This is a genomic window from Paenibacillus sp. LK1 (assembly GCF_002750415.1).
In the GTDB taxonomy this organism is placed as follows: Bacteria; Bacillota; Bacilli; order Paenibacillales; family Paenibacillaceae; genus Paenibacillus; species Paenibacillus taichungensis.
In genome coordinates this window covers 128,647-149,188 of record NZ_PEII01000005.1, presented here as the reverse complement: position 1 = coordinate 149,188, position 20,542 = coordinate 128,647, and the positions used below count along the sequence as shown (strand labels likewise).

19 protein-coding genes are annotated in these 20,542 nt (G+C 43.2%); 12 read left to right on the top strand and 7 right to left on the bottom strand.

Annotation, left to right across the window (positions count from 1 at the left end; all coding sequences use genetic code 11):
* Window positions 1-25 precede the first annotated feature (25 nt).
* On the top strand, window positions 26-1,297 hold the full coding sequence (locus CS562_RS12885) for an alpha-L-fucosidase (RefSeq protein WP_099856144.1): 1,272 nt from the start codon (window positions 26-28) through the stop codon (window positions 1,295-1,297).
* Window positions 1,298-1,391: 94 nt separating this feature from the next.
* Here the strand turns inward: CS562_RS12885 and CS562_RS12880 are convergent, their stop codons facing one another.
* Both CS562_RS12880 and CS562_RS12875 read right to left on the bottom strand, forming a co-directional pair.
* Window positions 1,392-3,692 (bottom strand): MMPL family transporter, encoded by a 2,301-nt coding sequence (locus tag CS562_RS12880; protein WP_099856142.1) that lies wholly within the window; start codon window positions 3,690-3,692, stop codon window positions 1,392-1,394.
* Window positions 3,693-3,740: 48 nt separating this feature from the next.
* A complete protein-coding gene (locus CS562_RS12875) occupies window positions 3,741-4,361 on the bottom strand; it encodes a TetR/AcrR family transcriptional regulator (protein WP_099856140.1) in 621 nt (206 codons plus the stop codon).
* Window positions 4,362-4,737: 376 nt separating this feature from the next.
* Between CS562_RS12875 and CS562_RS33420 the strand changes: the two genes are divergently transcribed.
* Entirely contained in the window at window positions 4,738-4,866 is a 129-nt protein-coding gene (locus CS562_RS33420) for a DUF6254 family protein (protein WP_246318097.1), read from the top strand.
* Between the two features lie 139 nt (window positions 4,867-5,005).
* On the opposite strand, the gene CS562_RS12870 is transcribed toward CS562_RS33420, so the two are convergent.
* Complete coding sequence (locus CS562_RS12870; RefSeq protein ID WP_076289225.1) at window positions 5,006-5,617, bottom strand: TetR/AcrR family transcriptional regulator; 612 nt, start codon at window positions 5,615-5,617, stop codon at window positions 5,006-5,008.
* 177 nt (window positions 5,618-5,794) lie between these two features.
* Here CS562_RS12870 and CS562_RS12865 point away from each other — a divergent pair, with 177 nt between their 5' ends.
* From CS562_RS12865 to CS562_RS12840, 5 genes are all read left to right on the top strand, one after another.
* On the top strand, window positions 5,795-6,532 hold the full coding sequence (locus CS562_RS12865) for an SDR family NAD(P)-dependent oxidoreductase (RefSeq protein ID WP_072733222.1): 738 nt from the start codon (window positions 5,795-5,797) through the stop codon (window positions 6,530-6,532).
* 180 nt (window positions 6,533-6,712) lie between these two features.
* Window positions 6,713-9,292 (top strand): glycosyl hydrolase, encoded by a 2,580-nt coding sequence (locus CS562_RS12860; RefSeq protein ID WP_099856138.1) that lies wholly within the window; start codon window positions 6,713-6,715, stop codon window positions 9,290-9,292.
* 160 nt (window positions 9,293-9,452) lie between these two features.
* Window positions 9,453-9,890 (top strand): ribonuclease, encoded by a 438-nt coding sequence (locus tag CS562_RS12855; protein WP_099856136.1) that lies wholly within the window; start codon window positions 9,453-9,455, stop codon window positions 9,888-9,890.
* A gap of 15 nt (window positions 9,891-9,905) precedes the next feature.
* Window positions 9,906-10,181, top strand: a complete 276-nt coding sequence (locus CS562_RS12850; protein ID WP_076289228.1) for a barstar family protein — start codon at window positions 9,906-9,908, stop codon at window positions 10,179-10,181.
* A gap of 558 nt (window positions 10,182-10,739) precedes the next feature.
* A complete protein-coding gene (locus CS562_RS12840) occupies window positions 10,740-11,954 on the top strand; it encodes a GNAT family N-acetyltransferase (protein ID WP_099856135.1) in 1,215 nt (404 codons plus the stop codon).
* A gap of 184 nt (window positions 11,955-12,138) precedes the next feature.
* Here the strand turns inward: CS562_RS12840 and dapA are convergent, their stop codons facing one another.
* Window positions 12,139-13,035 carry a 4-hydroxy-tetrahydrodipicolinate synthase gene (dapA, locus tag CS562_RS12835; RefSeq protein WP_076289230.1) on the bottom strand — a complete coding sequence of 299 codons (897 nt, stop codon included), beginning with the start codon at window positions 13,033-13,035 and terminating at the stop codon, window positions 12,139-12,141.
* A gap of 111 nt (window positions 13,036-13,146) precedes the next feature.
* Between dapA and CS562_RS12830 the strand changes: the two genes are divergently transcribed.
* Both CS562_RS12830 and CS562_RS12825 read left to right on the top strand, forming a co-directional pair.
* Window positions 13,147-14,019 carry a LysR family transcriptional regulator gene (locus CS562_RS12830; protein WP_076289231.1) on the top strand — a complete coding sequence of 291 codons (873 nt, stop codon included), beginning with the start codon at window positions 13,147-13,149 and terminating at the stop codon, window positions 14,017-14,019.
* 127 nt (window positions 14,020-14,146) lie between these two features.
* Window positions 14,147-15,028: a phosphotransferase family protein gene (locus CS562_RS12825; protein WP_076289232.1), complete on the top strand. Its 882-nt coding sequence runs from the start codon at window positions 14,147-14,149 to the stop codon at window positions 15,026-15,028.
* A gap of 3 nt (window positions 15,029-15,031) precedes the next feature.
* Here CS562_RS12825 and CS562_RS12820 read toward each other — a convergent pair whose 3' ends face one another.
* Together CS562_RS12820 and CS562_RS32595 are read right to left on the bottom strand one after the other, a co-directional pair.
* Window positions 15,032-15,331 (bottom strand): alpha/beta hydrolase family protein, encoded by a 300-nt coding sequence (locus CS562_RS12820; protein WP_218966734.1) that lies wholly within the window; start codon window positions 15,329-15,331, stop codon window positions 15,032-15,034.
* A gap of 177 nt (window positions 15,332-15,508) precedes the next feature.
* Window positions 15,509-15,664 (bottom strand): helix-turn-helix domain-containing protein, encoded by a 156-nt coding sequence (locus CS562_RS32595; protein WP_125477272.1) that lies wholly within the window; start codon window positions 15,662-15,664, stop codon window positions 15,509-15,511.
* Between the two features lie 78 nt (window positions 15,665-15,742).
* On the opposite strand from CS562_RS32595, the gene CS562_RS12810 reads away from it, so the two are divergent.
* The 3 genes from CS562_RS12810 (at window position 15,743) to CS562_RS12800 (ending at window position 18,747) form a co-directional block, all read left to right on the top strand.
* A complete protein-coding gene (locus CS562_RS12810; protein ID WP_099856133.1) occupies window positions 15,743-16,123 on the top strand; it encodes a DUF3888 domain-containing protein in 381 nt (126 codons plus the stop codon).
* 336 nt (window positions 16,124-16,459) lie between these two features.
* Window positions 16,460-17,767, top strand: a complete 1,308-nt coding sequence (locus tag CS562_RS12805; RefSeq protein WP_099856131.1) for an NtaA/DmoA family FMN-dependent monooxygenase — start codon at window positions 16,460-16,462, stop codon at window positions 17,765-17,767.
* A gap of 32 nt (window positions 17,768-17,799) precedes the next feature.
* Window positions 17,800-18,747 (top strand): ABC transporter substrate-binding protein, encoded by a 948-nt coding sequence (locus CS562_RS12800; RefSeq protein WP_099856129.1) that lies wholly within the window; start codon window positions 17,800-17,802, stop codon window positions 18,745-18,747.
* 72 nt (window positions 18,748-18,819) lie between these two features.
* On the opposite strand, the gene CS562_RS12795 is transcribed toward CS562_RS12800, so the two are convergent.
* On the bottom strand, window positions 18,820-20,499 hold the full coding sequence (locus tag CS562_RS12795; protein ID WP_099856127.1) for a helix-turn-helix domain-containing protein: 1,680 nt from the start codon (window positions 20,497-20,499) through the stop codon (window positions 18,820-18,822).
* Window positions 20,500-20,542: the final 43 nt, after the last annotated feature.

The window sequence follows — 20,542 nt, the reverse complement described above, 5'->3', positions numbered from 1 at the left end:
AATGGGATGAGAAAGGTGTGATCATATGAATCTTGTTCAAAAATTAACGCCATCAGCCAAACAACTTGCTTTTCAAAAATGGGAGTTTGGATTGTTTCTTCATTTCGGACTTCGCACTTTTTATGAAGGATATGTCGATTTCGATGAAAGGCAGATGGATCCGGCTGCTTTCAATCCTGTTGACTTAGACTGTGAGCAGTGGATCCGGTCGGCCAAAGAAGCCGGAATGAACTATGCTGTGTTAACTGCGAAGCACCATGACGGCTTTTCCAATTGGCCTTCCGACTATAGTCGATTTAGTGTGGCGGCTTCTCAGTGGAAGTATGGGCAAGGGGATGTCGTACGCGAATTTGTTGATGCTTGCCGCAAATATGATATGAAACCCGGCTTGTACTATTCACCGTATGATGGTTCAGCTGATTATTACACCCAAGATGCGAAGGCCTACGACGATTATTTCGTCAATCAAATCACAGAGTTGCTCACGCAATATGGTGACATCGATATTCTATGGTTTGACGGTTGTGGCTCTGAGGGACACTCATATGATTGGGAACGTATTATTGATGAAATTCGCCGCTTGCAGCCTCATATTTTAATTTTTAATATGGGTGACCCCGACTTTCGGTGGGTTGGGAACGAGGATGGTATTGCACCTATTCCATGCTGGAATGAAGTGGACTCAACGGAGTTTTCAATTTTGACAGAAAAGAAAGAGCAATTGGTTGAACACCTATGGCTGCCAGCGGAATGTGACGTCCAAATTAGGGGAGATTGGTTTTATAGCGATAGCAATGAACTTACCCTGAAAAGTACGGAAGAACTTATGGGCATTTATTATCATTCCGTTGGCCGTGGTGCAAACCTGCTCCTGAATATTGGACCGGATCGCAACGGTCTGCTTCCACAGAAAGACGTAGAGAGACTGTTGGAATTCGGATCGGAAATTCGCCGTTTCGAACATCCATTTGCAACAATCGAGCAATGCAGAAGAATTGAAAAATCGTGGGTTTACGAGACAGAGGTGCCCCAGTTGCTCGACCACGTTATCATCCAAGAGGATCTTACAGCTGGTGAAAATATACGAAGCTTCAAGATTGACATCATTACTCAAAAGTCAAGACGACCTGTGACCATTTATGAAGGGCAGCATATAGGTCATAAGGCGATTATTCGTATCCCTGCGATCAAAATCCGCGGTGTTATTGTTGAAATCACCGAAAGTGACCAAGAGGCAGCACTTCAGGAACTAACCTTCCATCATGTTGGGAGCGGGACTCCAAGTCCATTAAGCTAAAGCAATATGACAAAAAATAAGAAACAGCAACCGGACGTGGTCGCTGTTTCTTATTTTCCATCCAAATGAATTCAAATCAAAATATTATGCTGTATCAAGACTTGTGATGTTCGTTATCTTTTGCATTGAGTGAAGCAATCAGTTTCTCGCCTTCGACATCAAGGTTGGGCAGAATACGGTCGAGCCATTTCGGAAGCGCCCACGCTTTATTACCGAAAATAGCCATGATGGCTGGGACCAATCCCATTCGAATAATGAAAGCATCGATCAAGATTCCTACAGCTAATGTAAAACCAATTTGTTTGATCATGACATCATCCGTGAAAATAAACCCTGCAAAAACAGAAACCATAATTACAGCGGCTCCTACTACGACACGACTCACCTGTTTGTAACCGTGAACGACAGATTCAGTCCCACGATGACCATGAACATACGATTCCCGCATGGAGCTGACAAGGAAAACCTGATAATCCATTGCGAGTCCATAAAGGATACCCGTGACAATGATCGGCATAAAACTTAGCAGCGGACCACCTGTATCGAAGCCGAAGAGAGAGTGGAGCCAGCCCCACTGAAACACAGCTGTCGTGATCCCGAACGTAGCAAGAATACTAAGAAGAAAGCCGATGGTTGCTTTGATTGGTACGATAATTGAACGGAATACCAAGAGTAGAATGATAAGGGACAACAGAATAATAATTCCTACATATATAGGGAATACCTCTGCCAGCTTAGTCGACATATCAATATTTACGGCAGTGAATCCGGTAACTCCAAGTTTAACGTCATACGTCTGTGCAATACTCGACTCAGAAGAACGTAAATCATTTACCAGATTTTTGGTTGTTTTATCGTTAGGGCCAGTTTCAGGAATCAGACTAAAAATAGCCATATCCTCAGTCATGCCTAAAGGTGAAACCTGAGCAACATTCTTTTGACTTTGAAGTTCTTTCACAAGATTGCCTAAGAGTTCTGGAGAGACCGGCGTTAAAGAATCCTTGGGCTCAGCGACCAGAATAAGTGGTCCGTTAAAGCCTTCTCCAAATCCTTCGGATATTGCATCATAACTTTGTCTTGCAGCCGTGTCCAGATTCGCTGAGGAAGCTCCAGGAATGCCCATCTCCATTTTCGTAATCGGAATTGCTGCGACACCAAGAAGTACGATGATGGCGACAATTGTGGCCCAACGATATTTGATAACGAATTTAACCCATTTGTCAGCTACGCCACGACCACCCGCTTTGTTAGACTTAGCGCTTTTCTCACGAGCTTTAGGCGAACAGATACGCTCACCCACCAACCCGAGCAGCGCCGGTAAAAGGGTTAAGGCAACAAATACGTTGATGAGTACGGTTGCAGCAGCTACCAATGCCATCGTTGATAAAAACGTAAGACCGATTACTAGCATACCGCATAGTGCTACGATAACCGTCAAACCTGCAAAAAATACAGCACTGCCCGATGTACCAATAGCTCTGGCAGCAGCTTCTTGTGCACTCAGACGTTGATCAATAATCATTCTGCGTTGACGATTTACAATGAATAGAGCGTAATCGATTCCAACTGCTAGTCCAACCATAAGAGCCAAAACCGAAGTGACACTAGGCATTTCAATGAATTTTGAAATGGAGAATGCTCCGCCCACTCCGATGCCGACACCAAGAAGTGCAGTTACAAGAGGCAGTCCTGCCGCTACAACGGATCCAAGTGTGGCCAGCAAAACAATCGCGGCAATAACAAGTCCAACGATTTCGGCGGATCCTACACCGATGGATACGGTTTTTAGTGTTTCGCCTGGGAGGACCGTAATATGGGTTCCTTTCTCAACAGTCATGACGGAATCTATAACGGAGTCAAAAACATCCTGCGTGATAGCAGACTGCTCAATGGTAAACTGGAATTGGAATAAAGCAATTCTGCCGTCTGGAGACAGAAGGACACCAGGCACTGGAACACCATCCACCATCAGAGGACCATAGGAGGGAGTAGCCACTGTTGCAGACTGATCCGTACTGGCAGCCTGAGCCATCTCAGCAGTTGCGCCGCTGGCTTCAGCAGCATAATCAGCTGGGTTAATCACATCTTTTATCCCGTAAACATCATTAACACCCTTTGTGATCGCTGCCAATCGTTCTGGCGTATCTAGACGCTCGTTTGGAGGTGCTTCAAACACAACACTCCCTTGACCGCCTGAGGCCGCAGGTAATTCTTTAGCTAACTGGTCCAGAACTTTTTGAGATTCTGTGCCTTCAATCTTCATTTCGGAACTGATATGCACACCATTCACACTGATCATCGAGACGACAATTCCTAAAATTAAAATCCATCCGAGTATAAAGTACCCCGGTTTGCGAAAAGCGGTTTTCCCCACTCTATATAATAATGTAGACATATCTTTATTTTTACACTCCCTCTATGGTGAATATGGATTGCTACTGTATTAGAATCCTTTGCGCAAATGAACAAACATGTTTTCTAAAAACTCATCGAACGATACAGCCCCTGTTCTTTGGGGGTCACTTATGTTTTGTCCTGGTAACAGCACATTAAGTCTTCCGTCAATTAATGGAAGAATGGTTCCGTAGACTGCGTTTATAAGTAGATAAGTATATACCTCGTCATTTTTCCCGTTTGATAAGTCTAATAATGTCTCTTGAGCAGTCGTCTGCATTTGATGTACTACTCCAAGGAAATGCGGTTCGAGAACAGGATATTTTTGGGAAAGCAACAGAAGTTCACGCAACCTTCCAATAAGATCTGTTGTAAGTTGCATCTGGATAAGTTGATACAGAACGTCAAGTAAGGAGGCATCTGATGGAATTCTGGTGAGCAATTGTTCAAACTCACTAGTGTTATTAACTGAAGTAGCTCCCATGGCTACTGCTTCTTCCTTGCAAGTGAAATAGTTTGCGAAAGTTCTTCTGGAATAACCGGCTTTTTGCACGATATCTTCGACAACAAAACCGTCTAACCCATGTTCAAGTGCTAGTTCAAATGCTGTAGTCGCTAGCGCTTTTTCAGTGGCTTCTTTTTTTAGATGTCGCAGGGTTTGCTTGGCCATCAGATTCTTACACCTCCACATGCATGCTTCTGGAGAAAATAACTCTCTCGATATTTCATTTGGTATTCACTCAACTCCTTAGCATTTACTCGAAATTATCATAACTTTAATTTGCCCATTGTGCAAATTTACTCAAGAGGCAAATTTATTGATAGGGTTGATTGAGAAATTAACCACCTAATAAATTCCATAAGAAAAAGAGAAAAAAGACAAAGAATGGAGGATAAGATTCCCCGTCTTTGTCTCTAAATGAAATTTAACTAATCTGTTGTTATAACTAACAATAAATCATTTGCTGATCTTGAATGAAAATAATCCATAAATGACATCATAAAGAAGTAGTATAACTCTAATTTTCCATAGGAGGAGATCTTTTATGGCTCGCCAGAAGAAAAGGCAGGAAGCTGCTTGGAAGTCACGAAAGGAAGAACAGCATCCTCATGGCAAAATCAAATCGCTTAAACAATTATCAAGCGAATATGATGAGAAACATACTACGATTTAAATGAATGACTGCCTGTGAAATTTGCGGGCAGTCGTCACCACAACTGCCGCACATATTACCCTGTAAAGTCGCTAATTTAGCAGCTATTTTTGTGTTATTTTTTCCAGATCCCCTGAAATTTAAAAGTTCATCGGTATAATCATTCCAAATTGTCCCCCACATAATGAAAAGAATGAATATGTGTTTTGGATAGTTCGATCACGTTCTTGATAAACATATCACGTGATTCGCGAAAATTGCTTAATATCCAATTGTTCAATATTCCAAAAAAGCCGTAAGCCGTATAGTACTTAAAATACTCCATGTTAACAGGGGAATCGTTGATCGTCTCGAAGATAAACTGCTCCTCATAGATTTTCAGGATTGTCTGAGGAAAACCTGTATGTAGTCCTGGTAAGGTGTCATCATATCGAATCAATTCGAAGAAGTCTCGATTTTCATAGATATAATCGATGATTTGAAAGGATTCAAAATTAAGCTTGTTGGTGTAGACCTTTTGACCATGCGAATATGGCTTGCCTACGGCGAGTCTCAGACCTTCGAGCTTCGTATTCAACAATTCTTCGGCGAGCACGAATTTATCTTGGTAGTGTAAGTAAAAAGTACTGCGATTATAACCTGCCTGATCAACGATGTCTTTGACAGAGATGGCATGATAACCTTTTTTCTTAATGAGCTGGATCAGAGCGCTTTTAAGATGTTCTTCTGTTCGATTGCGCTGTTGAGATTTCAAAATTTGTTCATCATTCATACATAAAAACTCCTATAAAAATAGACATTGTTTCACCAAGTGTCTATGTAGTAGACATATCATCATATCTTAATGATTGGATTGTTACAATTTTAAGCATACAATTATATTTGTAAACGTCATATAGCACTTATGCGAATAGGTGCTATTCAAAATAGTATACTGGAGGATTTAATCATGGGCAAACTTCAAGACAAAGTGGCAGTTATTACAGGAGGGGCATCCGGAATCGGCGCAGCGACAGCACGCTTATTCGTTTCAGAAGGAGCCAAAGTGGTCTTGGTGGACCTGAATGAAGAAAAAGGTCAGGCGTTTGAGCAAGAACTGAAAGCGCTTAAAGCTGATGCTCTGTTTTTTAAAGCAAACATTACGAGTGAACAAGAGGTTGCTGAGATTTTCAAAAAAACCGTAGAGGTTTTCGGTAAAGTGGATATCGTATTTAACAATGCAGGAATCGGACGTGTTCATCCTTCGCATGAGCTTGAATATGCTGAATGGCGCAATACGGTGAATGTAGATCTGGATGGCGTATTCTTGGTCGCACGTGAAGCGATCCGAGAAATGCTCAAAATTGGCGGTGGGACTATCGTCAACACGGCTTCCATGTACGGATGGGTTGGTTCACCTGGTTCTGCAGCCTACAATGCAGCAAAAGGTGGCGTTGTGAATCTGACTCGTTCGCTCGCGCTGGAGTATGCTGAGAAAAATATTCGGGTGAACGCACTTTGCCCAGGCTTCATCGATACACCGATTATTCCAGAAGAGAGCAAACAGGCTCTTTCTTCGGCAACACCAATGAAGCGGCTCGGTCAAGCGGATGAAATGGCCAAAGCCGTACTGTTCCTAGCTAGCGACGATTCATCCTATATGACAGGAAATAGCTTGATCGTTGATGGAGGATACACCGCCCAATAAGAGGATTAAATTTTCAGAAAATGAATGGATGAACATATTGAAAGCCGCAAAATAGCGGCTTTTTTTCGTCCAGATATTTGCAAAAATTGATACATATGCTATGTTTACAATGAAAGCGCCATCATGAGTAAACAGAGGGATCATTCTTTATCATATTTTAAAATGGGAAGGAAGATGATGATGAAGATTTTGCTCAAAAAGACAGGCGTATTAATGCTGGCATTAACTCTGCTTCTTGGATTGATGACAGTACCCGTTCACGCAGATTCACCACTTTTCACGATCGAAAGCGAAAACGCTTTACTTTCCTCCGATCTTCAAGTGACGACAGAAATTTACGGACAACCCAAGCCTGGATTTTCTGGAAGTGGATTTGTCTGGATGCAAAATTCCGGCACGATAACCTTCACTGTAACTGTCCCCGAAACAGGCATGTATGCAATTTCCACTCGATACATGCAGGAGCTAAGTGCTGACGGCCGACTTCAATATCTATCCGTTAATGGTGTTACCAAGGGCTCATATATGCTGCCATACACAACAACATGGTCTGATTTCAATTTTGGTTATCAGAAGCTGAATCAGGGAAGCAACACGATTCAATTGAAGGCTGGTTGGGGCTTCGCTTATTTCGACACCTTCACTGTGGACTATGCCAATCTTGATCCCCTGGATGTTCAGCCTGTCCTTACTGATTCTCAAGCCACACCGGAAACACAACTTCTGATGAATTATTTAACGGAGGTTTATGGCAATCATATTATCTCAGGTCAACAGGAGATATACGGTGGTGGAAACGATGGCGATACGGAGTTGGAGTTTGATTGGATTCATAATTTAACCGGAAAGTATCCGGCTATCCGTGGATTTGATTTTATGAACTATAATCCGCTCTACGGATGGGAAGACGGTACAACCGATCGTATGATCGATTGGGTGAATAACCGGGAAGGAATTGCGACAGCTTCCTGGCATATCAATGTGCCCCGAAATTTCACGACCTACCAGCTTGGGGATCATGTGGATTGGAAAGAGGCTACTTACAAACCAACAGAAACCAATTTTAATACAGCCAACGCCGTAATTCCTGGTACGAAGGAATATCAATACGTAATGAGTACGATTGATGATCTGGCGGAACAACTGCTGATTCTGCAAGATAACAATGTGCCCGTTCTTTTCCGTCCTTATCATGAGGCGGAGGGCAATGGTGGGTTGAATGGGGAAGGCGCCTGGTTCTGGTGGGCTTCCGCAGGTGCAGATGTGTACAAACAACTGTGGGATATGCTCTACACTGAACTTACAGAAACATACGGTTTGCACAACTTGATTTGGACTTACAATAGTTACGTGTATAACACTTCTCCTGCATGGTACCCTGGTGACGATCAGGTAGATATTGTCGGTTATGATAAATACAATACAATCTACAACCGGAATGACGGTTTGTCCGGCGTACCAAATGAGGATGCCATTACCTCGATCTTTTATCAACTGGTTGATCTAACGGACGGCAAGAAAATGGTGGCCATGACGGAGAACGATACCGTCCCAAGTGTACAGAATCTGACAGAGGAAAAATCGGGATGGCTCTACTTCTGCCCGTGGTATGGAGAGCATCTCATGAGTTCAGCCTTTAATTATCCGGCAACTCTGAAAACGCTTTATCAAAGTGATTATGTCATTACGCTGGATGAACTGCCTAATTTGAAGGTTAACAATCCAACATCAAACGCGTCTCTCACACCTACAACCGTTGAGTTTGACAAACACACGCCCAATCCAAGCGACAAGGCCATTACCGTGAACTTTAACGGTAATACGTTAACCGGTCTACGGATAGGTACCTCTGCATTGACTGCAAATCAGGATTACACGTTAAGCGGAAGTACGTTGCTGCTGAAAAAAGAATTTTTGGCCGGACTGTCAGTTGGCGAACATTCCATCGTTTTTGATTTTAATCAAGGGCAAGATCCTGTATTAAAAGTTAAAATTGTTGATTCAACACCTAGCACAAGTGCTGTAATTTCGCCCGTGAATACAGCTTTTGATAAAGCAGCGAATCTAGCGCAGGATGTTTCCTTGACCCTTACCTTAAACGGAAAACAGCTTACAAGCATAACGAATGGAAATTATACACTTGTATCGGGTCAGGATTATACGGCATCAAGCGCTGCCATCGTTCTGCGCAAATCTTACCTTTCCACGCTGCCGCTAAGCCAAAATACGATAACGTTTCATTTTAACGGAGGAGATAACGCTGTTCTTACAATCAACGTGGTGGACAGCAGTGTTACTGCACCCTCTGGGGCTTTGACAATCCAAGCTTTTAACGGTAATACAAGTGCGTCCACCAACGGAATCTCACCTAAATTCAAAGTGGTCAATACCGGTAATTCGGCGATTCAATTAAGTGATGTAAAGGTCCGGTATTACTATACAATTGACGGTGAAGAAGCGCAGAGTTTCTGGTCTGACTGGGCCAGTATCGGGAGTGCAAATGTAACCAGCAAATTCGTTAAATTGGCATCGCCGGTTGCGGGAGCGGATTATGTTTTGGAAGTTGGTTTTACGAATTCTGCCGGAACGCTTAATGCCGGACAAAGCGCTGAAATTCAAGCACGGTTCTCCAAAAATAACTGGTCCAATTACAACCAGGCTAACGATTACTCGTTTAAGGCGTCCAGTACGCAGTTCGCAAACCATGAACAGGTTACCGGGTATATCAATGGTCAACTGGCGTGGGGGATTGAGCCGTAAGAATGCAATCATAATAAAGGTTGGAGCGGGGATATCCCTGTTCCAGCCTTTTTCTGTTGGGATGGATGATTGCCGCGAGAAACGAATATAAAGAGGAGTATACGAAAGGAACATGTTATGATAGGGATGATGCTAATTTTTCAGAAGGAGATCAAAATCAATGGTTGTAAAAAAATGGTTAGGTGTTTTACTTTTTATTCTGGCGACCATCCTGTTTACAGGCTGCTCACTCGAAACGGTTTCATTAAATGGCTCATCTCAAGAGAATGCAGCTCTAACGCAATTTGATGAAGTAGCCAAGTATATTTCGGAGCATAATGAACTTCCGGAAAATTATATAACCAAGAAAGAAGCTAGAGAATTAGGATGGGAGCCTAGTAAAGGTAATTTGGAAAAAGTGGCTCCAGGCAAAAGCATCGGCGGTGACGTTTTTCAAAATCGAGAAGGGCTGTTGCCCAAGAAAAAGGGAAGAACTTGGTACGAAGCAGATATTAACTATTCGGGAGGAACGCGGGGGAGTGATCGGATTTTATACTCCAATGATGGATTAATCTATAAAACAACGGATCATTACCGTACGTTTGAGCAAATCGAATAGGGAAAAGGTGATCATATGAATACAGTAGTCATCAATGGAAAGGACATTCATGGAAAAGAAGGATTACATGACGTCCTTCAATCCAGTCTTGGATTAGGTCAAACCTATGGGCGGAATTTGGACGCGTTATGGGATTGCCTGACTGGATTTCTCCCTATGCCACTTACCATTCAGTGGATTGATTTCGATGCAAGCCGAAAGTCTCTTGGAGAGTATGCAGATCAATTGCTGGACCTGATGCATGAAGCGGAAGAAGAAATGGAAGGATTTACACTGGAGTTAATTAAATAATTTCCTTCTGCAGGGCAAGAAGATGGACCAATCAATAGTCGCTATTTTAGCGGCTTTTTGTTTTATCGAATGAGGCTGAAGTGATACAAGAATATGAAATCAATAGATGAGTTGGATGCAATTCATTTCAATTCATTCAATTCAGGGAAAAACCTATATAGAATATTGGAGCGAGCCGCTTTCGGCTGGCTTTTTTTACTGCGCCTCGTACCTGTTTTGTTCAATTGAAGTTAAAGGATAAATAAAAGAGGGAAGCGAAAGTCCCGTCATTTAACGATTGGAGTACTCAAGATTTTAGATGAAATAGCTATAAGCTGTGACCGCTCCGTCTCGCTAAGACCTGCTAATAATGCCTCAATCTGGGGCTCAATCTCAAAACCGACCACTAACGATCAGATCGGCTTCGAAAATTGTTTTGGATTCAAATTGGTTCTGTTGCTGGCCCGACAGCCGCTATCCCTTCCGTCGCACTTCGATCTGCTAACCTAGATCAGCGCCAGCATGATTCTGAAGCAATTGGTAAATAATATAATTTAAAACCAAGGGAGAATAACTGGCATGCATCGTAAGCAAAATTTAAAAATGAAAAAAGTAGATTTGTCACATTTAGAACAATATAGTCAGCTGTTACGCTATGTATTTCAGGTTACTCATAATGATCTTCACAAACATGGCTGGAAAGAAAGCGAAATTCTCCATGAAAAATCACCTGTCTTACAACAAGCAGATGTACTTGGATGGTTCGATGGAGAAAAACTGATTTCTCAGGTATCCATATATCCATTTGAGGTTCGGATTTTTAACCAAACTTATGCTATGGGTGGCGTTACTGGTGTGGGAACCTTCCCTGAATATTCGGGTCAAGGTTTAATGAATAAACTTCTGCTGCAAGCTCTCACCAATATGCGTGAACAGGAACAATCCATTTCTTACTTGTATCCTTACTCCATACCGTATTATCGCCGTAAAGGATGGGAGATTATATCTGATAAAATCGTGTTTGAGGTTCAAGACTTCCAATTACCCAAAAACAAACCTGTTCCTGGCGATGTGGCACGTGTAGAACCCGACAGCGAAGATGTGAAGGTGGCTTATGAACGCTTTTCGATGCAAACCCATGGAGCGATGCTGCGGAAAGAACTGGCGTGGAGTGAGTATTGGCGGTGGGATTCAGATGATTTAACTGCAGCTGTCTATTATGGAGAAGACGGTCAACCGGATGGATATATTTTATATTGGATTGAAGAAGAAGTGTTCCACGTCAAAGATATGATCTTCATTCATGAAGAGGCACGAAGTGGGCTGTGGAATTTCATTAGTGCGCATTTTTCAATGATATCTAAAGTGGTAGGTAATATTCATACCGATGAACAGCTTGCCTTTTTGCTGGAAGATGCTGATATTAAGGAAACCATTTCGCCTTACTTTATGGCACGGATCGTGGACATTGAGCAATTTATCTCGAAATATCCGTTCAAACCCGCAGCGATGGATAGAGAATGGACCTTTACTTTGCAAGATCCGTTGCTTTCATGGAATCAAGGCACATTTACTCTACAAATTGAACCGAATGGAAGCGGAAGAGTAATTCGGAGTCAAAATCGACGTAGTGAAGACAGCATAAGTATCCAAACCATGACGACCATGTTGTTAGGTTATAAGCGTCCTGAGTATCTGCATAAGATTGGCCGGATTAAATGTGATCCAGAAACGCTTGATTTGTTAGAAGATGCTATTGAGCAGCAGGCACCTTACTTTTCGGATTACTTTTAATATTCAAAGTTGTGCTCAGCATTCCTTGATGAATGGTGAATTAGCAATATCTAGTTCTTCGTCTGAAGATCTGTGTTTAAAGTTAAAACAACCAGTATTGATGTATCAATACTGGTTGTTTTTTATTTCCATTCCATGATGTTTCATTAAATCTGACTGGATATACTCATAAATTGTAGCAAGTTTAAGAAGGTACGACCATCTCTGCGAGTGTATCCGCCAACCTTTGTTTTGCTTTTTCCGATGCGGCAGTCAGCGGCAGACGCAGTTTTGCAGAGGCAATCAGCTGTTGCTGAGCAAGCCACCATTTGATCGAGGCTGGAGCAGGCTCTGCAAACACGTCACTAATCAGTGGCTGCAGCTGCTTAAAGCTGTCTCTTGACGCATTCACGTCACCAGATACAAAGCGTTGATACACGTCCACATACCGTTGGGTATGAATATTAGCAGATGCTACCATCCCGCCTGCAGCACCTTGACATAGCATCGCATGGAAATATGCATCCTCGCCGCAAAGTACAGGCTTCGTCTCATGTTGGGTTAGCGCCAGCAGCAGATCCAAACCGCCAGTGCTGTCCTTCAGGCCAATAACCCCGTCCAGATCCATGACTTTTCTCATCGTATCCAAGGTCATGCGACTACCGGTTCGAGCCGGAATCTCATAAACTAGGATTGGCAATCCTGTCCGGGACGCGTTGGAGAAATGCTCTAGAATTCCTTCTTGCGTCGGTCTGTTGTAATAAGGAGTGACCACCAGAGCAGCATCTGCTCCCAATTCAGCGGCCATTTCGGTCCGATGAACCGTCGAATAGGTATCATTGGTTCCTGTTCCCACAACGAGGGGGATGGTTTTGTTCAGACTGATCAAAATCTCTTTCGTTACTTCCACCATCTGCTTTACTTCATCCCAGGAAACAGTCGGAGATTCTCCGGTCGTGCCGTTTACAACCAATCCCTGAATGTCGTGTTTGGCAAGATGGGTAACATATTTGCGATACGATTCAATGTCGAGCTTGTTGTCATCCGAAAAAGGGGCAATTACCGGTATATAAATTCCTTGAACATGTTGTTCATTCATCATAATCAACTACCTCTTCCCGTTATATTGAAACTAATGTAACATAGGAATCAGCATCACAGTTACCTATAACAAATGATAGTTGTCATCAATATTTTCGATGAGGTGAGCAAGTTGGATTTAATCTATCTTCAGACGTTCAGAGAGGTCGCAATTCGTGAGAGCTTCACCCGAGCCGCAGAGGTGCTGGGTTATGCACAATCCAGTGTTACTACGCAAATTCAGAAGCTGGAAAAAGCATACCAAGTCAAACTGTTTGAACGTTATAGCAATAACAAGATTCGTCTGACTTCTGCCGGGGAAGAGCTATTCAAGCTTGCGGGACAGATGTTGGAACTGTTTGAGCAATCCAAGGAAAAAATGGCGAAGCAGGGTGGTGGCTCCTTAACGATCGGTACGATGGATTCTATCGCTTCTTACTTTTTACCTCCATATATGCAAGCCACCCGTAAGGAATACCCGGATCTGAACATACGACTGCATACGAACCGTGAGGGGTTAATTTTGCATCAGGTCAGGGAAGGTGAAGCCGATATCGGACTTATTCTCGCAGATGATTCGAGCGATCCGGCTTTGCAGTGGATTACCATTCGCCAAGAACCGCTTTTGCTGATCGTCCATCCACAGCATCCGCTGATCGCCAAAACGCAGATTGAATTGAAGGATCTAAAGGATATGGAATGGATAATGCCTGAAGATACCTGCAATTACAGGCAGCTGCTTGAAAGAGTCCTTCGCGCGAATTCAATCCCTTATCGGATCGGTCTGGAACTTGGCAATCCGGAAGCGATCAAAAGAAGCATTAAGTCAGGGGAGGGCATTTCGATTTTGCCGCAAATGGCTGTAATGGAAGAAATCGAGCGGGGAGAGTTGAAAGCCTTACCCCTTGAACATGCAGAGCTCCAACTCGAAATACAGCTCGTCCTTCATCCGAAGAAGTGGGTATCCAACGCACTGCATGATTTTATGGAAAGCTTGAAAAAGTAAAAAGTTGCAGTTATCTCATTAGCCAAATACAGGATAAATATGTTAATATAAGATCCCATAAAATCAGCGAGCCACATCAAACGGGCTCGCTGATTTATATTTGAACGCCCAATAAAGGAGGTGCCATATGAGTTCCATTCTAAACGTTATAGAAAAGCTGAAGTTGAATGTCTTGAATATTGAAGATGTTCCGGAATCATATAGTTCTGATGTATTTAAACTTACTCTTGTTAGTGGAGAAGATGTATATGTGAAGATTCCATTTAACAAGGATAAGCTGTTTCGCGAATTTCAGGTGCTTGAAATATTGAAGGACGTCATACCTGTTCCTAAGGTATTGGACATTTGGTGTGGGGATGAAAGTAATACTGGAGCATTACTTCTCTCTGCAATTCAAGGGGTTCCTTGTACAGAAAATATGGATGAGAAGCTATCTTTTCAAATGGGTGTGTATCATGCGATGCTCCATGAGGTAAAAACACAAGGATACGGTTACCATTCAACCGACGGATTTAAATTTCTTGACCAAAATAATTGGCGACTACATATCAAAAACAATTTCGAAAAGTGGAAAGAGCCCTGCAAAGAGCTCCTCGAACCAGCATTGTATGAACGATGTATTCTTCATTTTGATGGCGTGTTCTCTGCTTTACCAGATCCTGACGGACCCTGTTTTGTACATATGGATTTTCGACCTGGCAATATATTGGTGAATGGTAACAGGGTTACTGGCATTATTGATTTTGAGAGTGCCCGGGGTGGCTCCTCTGAAATAGACTTTACTAAAATCAATAGATATATTTGGGAAGTAAACCCGAGAACGAAGTCCCCGTATTTCGAAGGTTACCAAACCATTCGGAACATGTTAAATCTCGAAATTGTATTGCCGTTCTATAATTTCTATGATGCTTTCGGGGCCGTTGTTTGGTGTAAAAACAGAGGAGTTGAAAGAAATCAATCGTTCCTTCAGGAAAGTATAGAAGTATTGAAGAAATCAGTCAGTTACTGATTACTAATGGATAGCATCTTCAATCGTTTCTTCTTTAACGGATAAGCTGGTATCGTTTTTCATTTCTTTTTCATAAACGAGTGTTCTTTTGTCATATCGCAGCACGGCGATTCCTTTGTCTGACAATCCTTCGGCAAGGTCTTTGAAAGGGAAGTGATTACCCACTTTTTCATCCATATCCGCAGGGCCAGAGCCATGTACTAGTACCAAAGCCGGAACTTTCGATGAGCCATCCTCTGGCAGTGTCAAAAATCCATTAAGATGATATTTCGTTCCTTTGCCAATAATTATTTTTTCATTCATTCCCCTAACCTCCAATCAGCATGTTTATTCGGGAAATTCACGTAACGAATCAAACGCTGGATTCATCCCAACACCCCTCATTATGCTATTCTTTATAACCTGCTCGCTGCGGGGAGCGGCGATGTAGAAATCTTTCAGCCACGGTTCAATCAGTTCAAAAAGGAATCCCCATGAAGCTTAAAAGGAAAGAATCCATCCACGCAGGTTTCCACATATTTTCCCCTTGGAAACTGACGCTTTGGAAACACCGATAAATGCAGCCAATGCATCCTGTGTTAATCCTTTTTCTCTGCGTTTTGCAACAAGGATAGATGCTAAATTAATTTCGTTCATCAACGTCACCTCTGCTTATGATTATACGGTTTATAAAATCAACTATTGGGAAACTTGATAGGAGAAGGAGCGGAAAACATGAGGAACGTATTATGCATCTTTGTTATTTGTATTCTAACGCTAACGCTAAATCTAAACACTTTAACCTATGCAGAGCCTAACACAGTGAATGAGGAGGAGTTTAAACCTTTATCTTTGACGTTACTTAATCCGTCCATACAGCTGGCGATTACTCAGTATTATCAAAAAATTCAGAAGCCGCAGGCAAGTTATGGTTTATATGATATGAAGGTGCTAGAACTACAAAGGAAATCGCCTGGGTCTTATGCCTTTCGAATAGTTGTAGAAGTCAGCACCTACTATGGTCCACACAATCCTCCGAATGCGAAGGAATTTATGACATTCGATATCGATCCCGGTAAAGTTAAGTTAATTCAATATATCCATAGGAACGAGTAACTTTGATTATAAGTCTAATTTAGAAGTGGCATCGGTGCAGAGACGGCAGTGTGGCAAACAGTACAGATGACACAAGTTATAGCGTTGAAAGATAAAAGTCGCATCGATGCGGCTTTTTTTGTTTTGTCGTGAGGCAAGGACCTAACCTTTAGCTGTCCAACCATAGTTTAGATAATTGTGCATATCAGATTTGTAACTTGTGTATTTAAATTTGCTTGAATCCTTGCTAAACTTTATTTTGATAATGAGAATCATTATTACTTAGAGCGGCTCGATTTTGAGCGGGAGGGCTTTCTGGAGCTAAACAATGATAAGAACTAAGAAAGGTTGGTAGAAATGACTTTAAACAGACAACTATGTATTGGATTGTCCTTGAATGCAACATGGAATAAAGGTGACGGTTGGCGGCACCCGGATAGCGGAGTGGAGCAGACAGGAACCATTGACTATTATATTCATTGGGCAAAAATGGCGGAGAACGCTAAGCTCGATTTTCTTTTCAGAGCTGATTATCTGTATATTAGCCCGCAGATGTTAGGCGATTCTTCTAATTTCGGTAGCCCAGATCCTACTTTGTTTTTTGCAGCAATAGCTCGTGAAACCAATCGGATCGGACTCGTTACGACCATTTCTACCACGTTTAATCCGCCTTATGTTGTTGCCCGTCAGCTTCAATCCTTGAACTGGCTAAGCAATGGTCGTGCCGGCTGGAATATTGTCACTTCTATTGAAGGCGCCGAAAATTTCGGAAATTCACCAATGCCATCACCGGAAGAGCGGTATGCGAAGGCAATCGAATTTACCGATGTGGTATGCAAGCTTTGGGATAGTTTTCCGAATGATGCTATTGTTATCGACCGTGAGTCAGGCATATTTTCTGATAAGGAAAAAGTAACTGCTATTCATCATACCGGTGAATTTTTCAATGTAAAAGGGCCACTTACTTTACCTTCTCATCCAGCGGGAACCATTCCTCTGTTTCAAGCCGGTGCTTCGGATATTGGCCGAAATTTTGCCTCATCCGTAGCGGATGCTATTTTTGCGGCGATGCCGGATCTTGAGTCGGGCGTGGAATTGCGAAGTGATTTGAGAAAACGAGCTGTAGAACAAGGGCGTGATCCGAACACGATTAAAGTTTTGCCGGGTTTATATTTTTTCCTGGCTGATACGCACGAAGAAGCGCTTGAATTACATAAGGCTGCTCATGCCCATTTAAGTCTTGAGCGCAGACATGCCTCTCTGAAATCGTTGATGGGTCTTGATTTAAGCAGTTTCCCCTTGGATCAACGCGTAACCGAGGATATGCTGCCTGGTCCGGATCAGGCTGTTCGCAGTCGTACACATGCTGAATTGTTGCGCCGATATATTACAAAATACCAGCCTACAGTGAAAGATATTCTGAATCGGCCAGAGGTTGTTGGATCTGCCCATTGGGTATCTGTAGGAACAGTCGAGACCGTAATGAATGATATTATGGAGCGGGTTGAGGCTGGTGCTATTGATGGATTCATCGCCCTGCCAGGCGGTTCAGAAAAATCGATGGAAATATTCTTTGATAAGCTGATTCCTAGACTGGTTGAAAGAGGACTGTTCAGAAGTGAATATACCGGGAAAACATTGCGCGATCATTTAGGGAATTCATAAAACATTGCATACACAGTAACTGGGGAGGACATATGAAAAGACTAACTGGATTGATTTTAACTGTAATTTTACTTGCAGGGGGGATACTGGCTGGATGCTCCGAAACGCCCGTTGCAGTTACTCCTGAGGCGAGCAAGATCGAGGGTGAAGCATGGCCAAGAACAATTAAGGATGCCAGCGATAATGGGGTGGTGCTTGAGAAACGCCCAGAGCGTATAGCGGTGCTGCATCCATTGTACTTAGATTACTTTTTTGCTCTGGATACGCCTCCAATCGCATCAATAAGCGCGGTGGAGGCGATGGAGAAGTTTGCTACTTTACAGCCTTACGCCGGGTCTGCTGATATTATTGATTTGGGTAGTGACTCAGCGAATTTGGAAAAGATTATTGAGGCGCAGCCTGATGTGATTGTAACCTTTAAGGGGTCTGTGGATACCATTTATGATGAGTTGAACAAGATTGCTCCAGTCATTTTAATCGACTACACCGATACCTGGGAAAAAACAACGATGCTTCTCGCTGAGGTTGTTGGAAAAGAAGAGCATGCAGAACAATTGATTAAGGAAACCCAAGAAATGATAACAAAAACGAAAGATCAGCTAGGTACTCTTGAGGATAAGACCTTTGCCTTGTTGCGGGTTGATGGAAAAGCCAATTTTAATGCTCAAGGATCTAAAAATACAATGTACTACAATCAAACTGCAGGCTTTGGATTGTTGGCACCGAAGGGATATCCTGAGGGTGGCGAGGCGCTTACGCTGGAGGGGCTATACGACATGAATCCCGATTATATTATTATCCAGCATGATATTGACGTTGCAAAGGCAGCCGTGAAGGAAAAGGAATCTTCGAAGGTATGGAACTCACTGGAGGCAGTAAAAAATAACCATGTTCTTATATTTGATAACTCCCTCAATAGTGCGAGTGTCCTGGCTGTCCGTTTGGCATCAGAGTATTTTCTGAAAATGGCTGAACAATAAAATTTATACAAAAATCCGATTGCTGATACTGAACGCAATCGGATTTTTGTATGTCAGGAGCAAAAGCATAATTTAAACCTGCACCACAGCATGCTGTTTCTTAGCCAAGATAGAAGGCAGAACAGTCAGCAGCCTTTCGCGAGTTATAGGATCGTCATAGTTCCAGCTGGCCTCCACCACATGGACTTTGCTGGGTGCCAAGTTTAAAACTAAGGTTAACAGCGGGCTCGGAGCGTTTAATTGCATCTCCTCTTTGGGTACCAGTACAAAGTTACGGCCGGCGGTGTAATGTCTGATTTCGTTGTGCCTGATTTGTATCCAGGGCTTTTTATCTTCAATGAGACGATGGACTGGCAGGGAAGGACGGAAGCCGAGGGCTTCATACAAAGTAGCCGCAAATCCGGTTTTTCCCATAACATAAACGTTCGTACCAAGCAGCAGATAGACGGTTGCATACTCACCTGCGGCATACTGGTCTTCCAGCTGTCGCCGTATTTGCCTCATACGGTTCTCGTATCGATTAATCCATTGCTCGGCTGCTTTGTCACGGTCAAAAAGGCTGGCAATGTAACGAAGACGCTCATAGGTGCTGTTTGTTTCATAATATACAATCGTTGGTGCAATGGCGTCCAACTCCGGGAGCTGCTGCTCGCAATAATTGCCTAGCAGCATAAGATCCGGCTTCAGCGGTGAGACATGCTCCGGTGCCGCTCGCAGCCCAATATCAGAAATGTTCTGTAGCCTGTTTCTGTATATGACTTGTGATTTCATAGTCGCAATTCCTGCTCCGACGGGGCAAATGCCGAGGGCAAGCAATTCACCGAGGGTATTTGTACCAGTTGCCACTACACGCGTCGTCACTTCCGGAAGACGAATCTGCCTACCAAGCGAGTCGGTTACCGTTCGCCTTCTGGAACGCAGCTGGGTATTGGCATACTCGCGTGGAGGAGAGCCAGTCAGTTGCTGAAAGCGACGGCTGAAATAATATTCATCCTTAAAGCCGACTTGACGGGATATTTCGCGCAAGGGCTCAGTGGAACTGATCAGCATCCGCTTGGCGTGTTTGACCCGCAGTTCTGTAATATAATCGGTCGGCTTCTTGCCAGCGATAGCCTTGAACAGTTTGCTATATTTCCAGCGGACCATTCCGGCCATTTCGGCCAACTGCTCCACAGTCAAATCTTCGTTGTAGTGCTGCTCTATGTAGCTTAGCGTACGTTGTACTGCTTTTTCATTATGGACTGGGGAAGAGGAGGTTTGCTCCAATTGGGCCATCATGCCGAGCACCAGTTGCAATCTTGCCTGTAGAATAGCCAACAGTGGAGGGGGGACAGGGCTGCTTTGCACAGGTTGGAACGATGCCAAGTCCTCGTTCCCTAATACGCTTTTTAATGTGGAAAAAGGCAGACTATAAGGATAGCTTGGTATGAGGGGTGGGCTTGCGACATGACGCAGGACCAGTCCTTCCACTTCAAAAGCCTGAAAAGTAAACCGAATCACCCTCGCTTGCTCACAGGTCCCTTCCAGGCAGAAGGTTTGCTGCGGCAGTAGCAGTATACAACTGCCTTGCCGCAAATCTTGGGCGATATTGTTGATATGCAGGCGAACGCCCCGATCCAGTGCGATGAGCAGCGTGCAGCAATCGGCACCGATGTTCTCCGCTGGTATACTTGGGCTGTTGGATTCCGACAGCCGGGCAAGCTGAAGCAGTTCATACTGCTGCAGTTGAATGTAAAGGGAAGCCATTCGCATTCGAGAGCCCTCCCATCTAAATGATAATAATTCTCAACTTCAA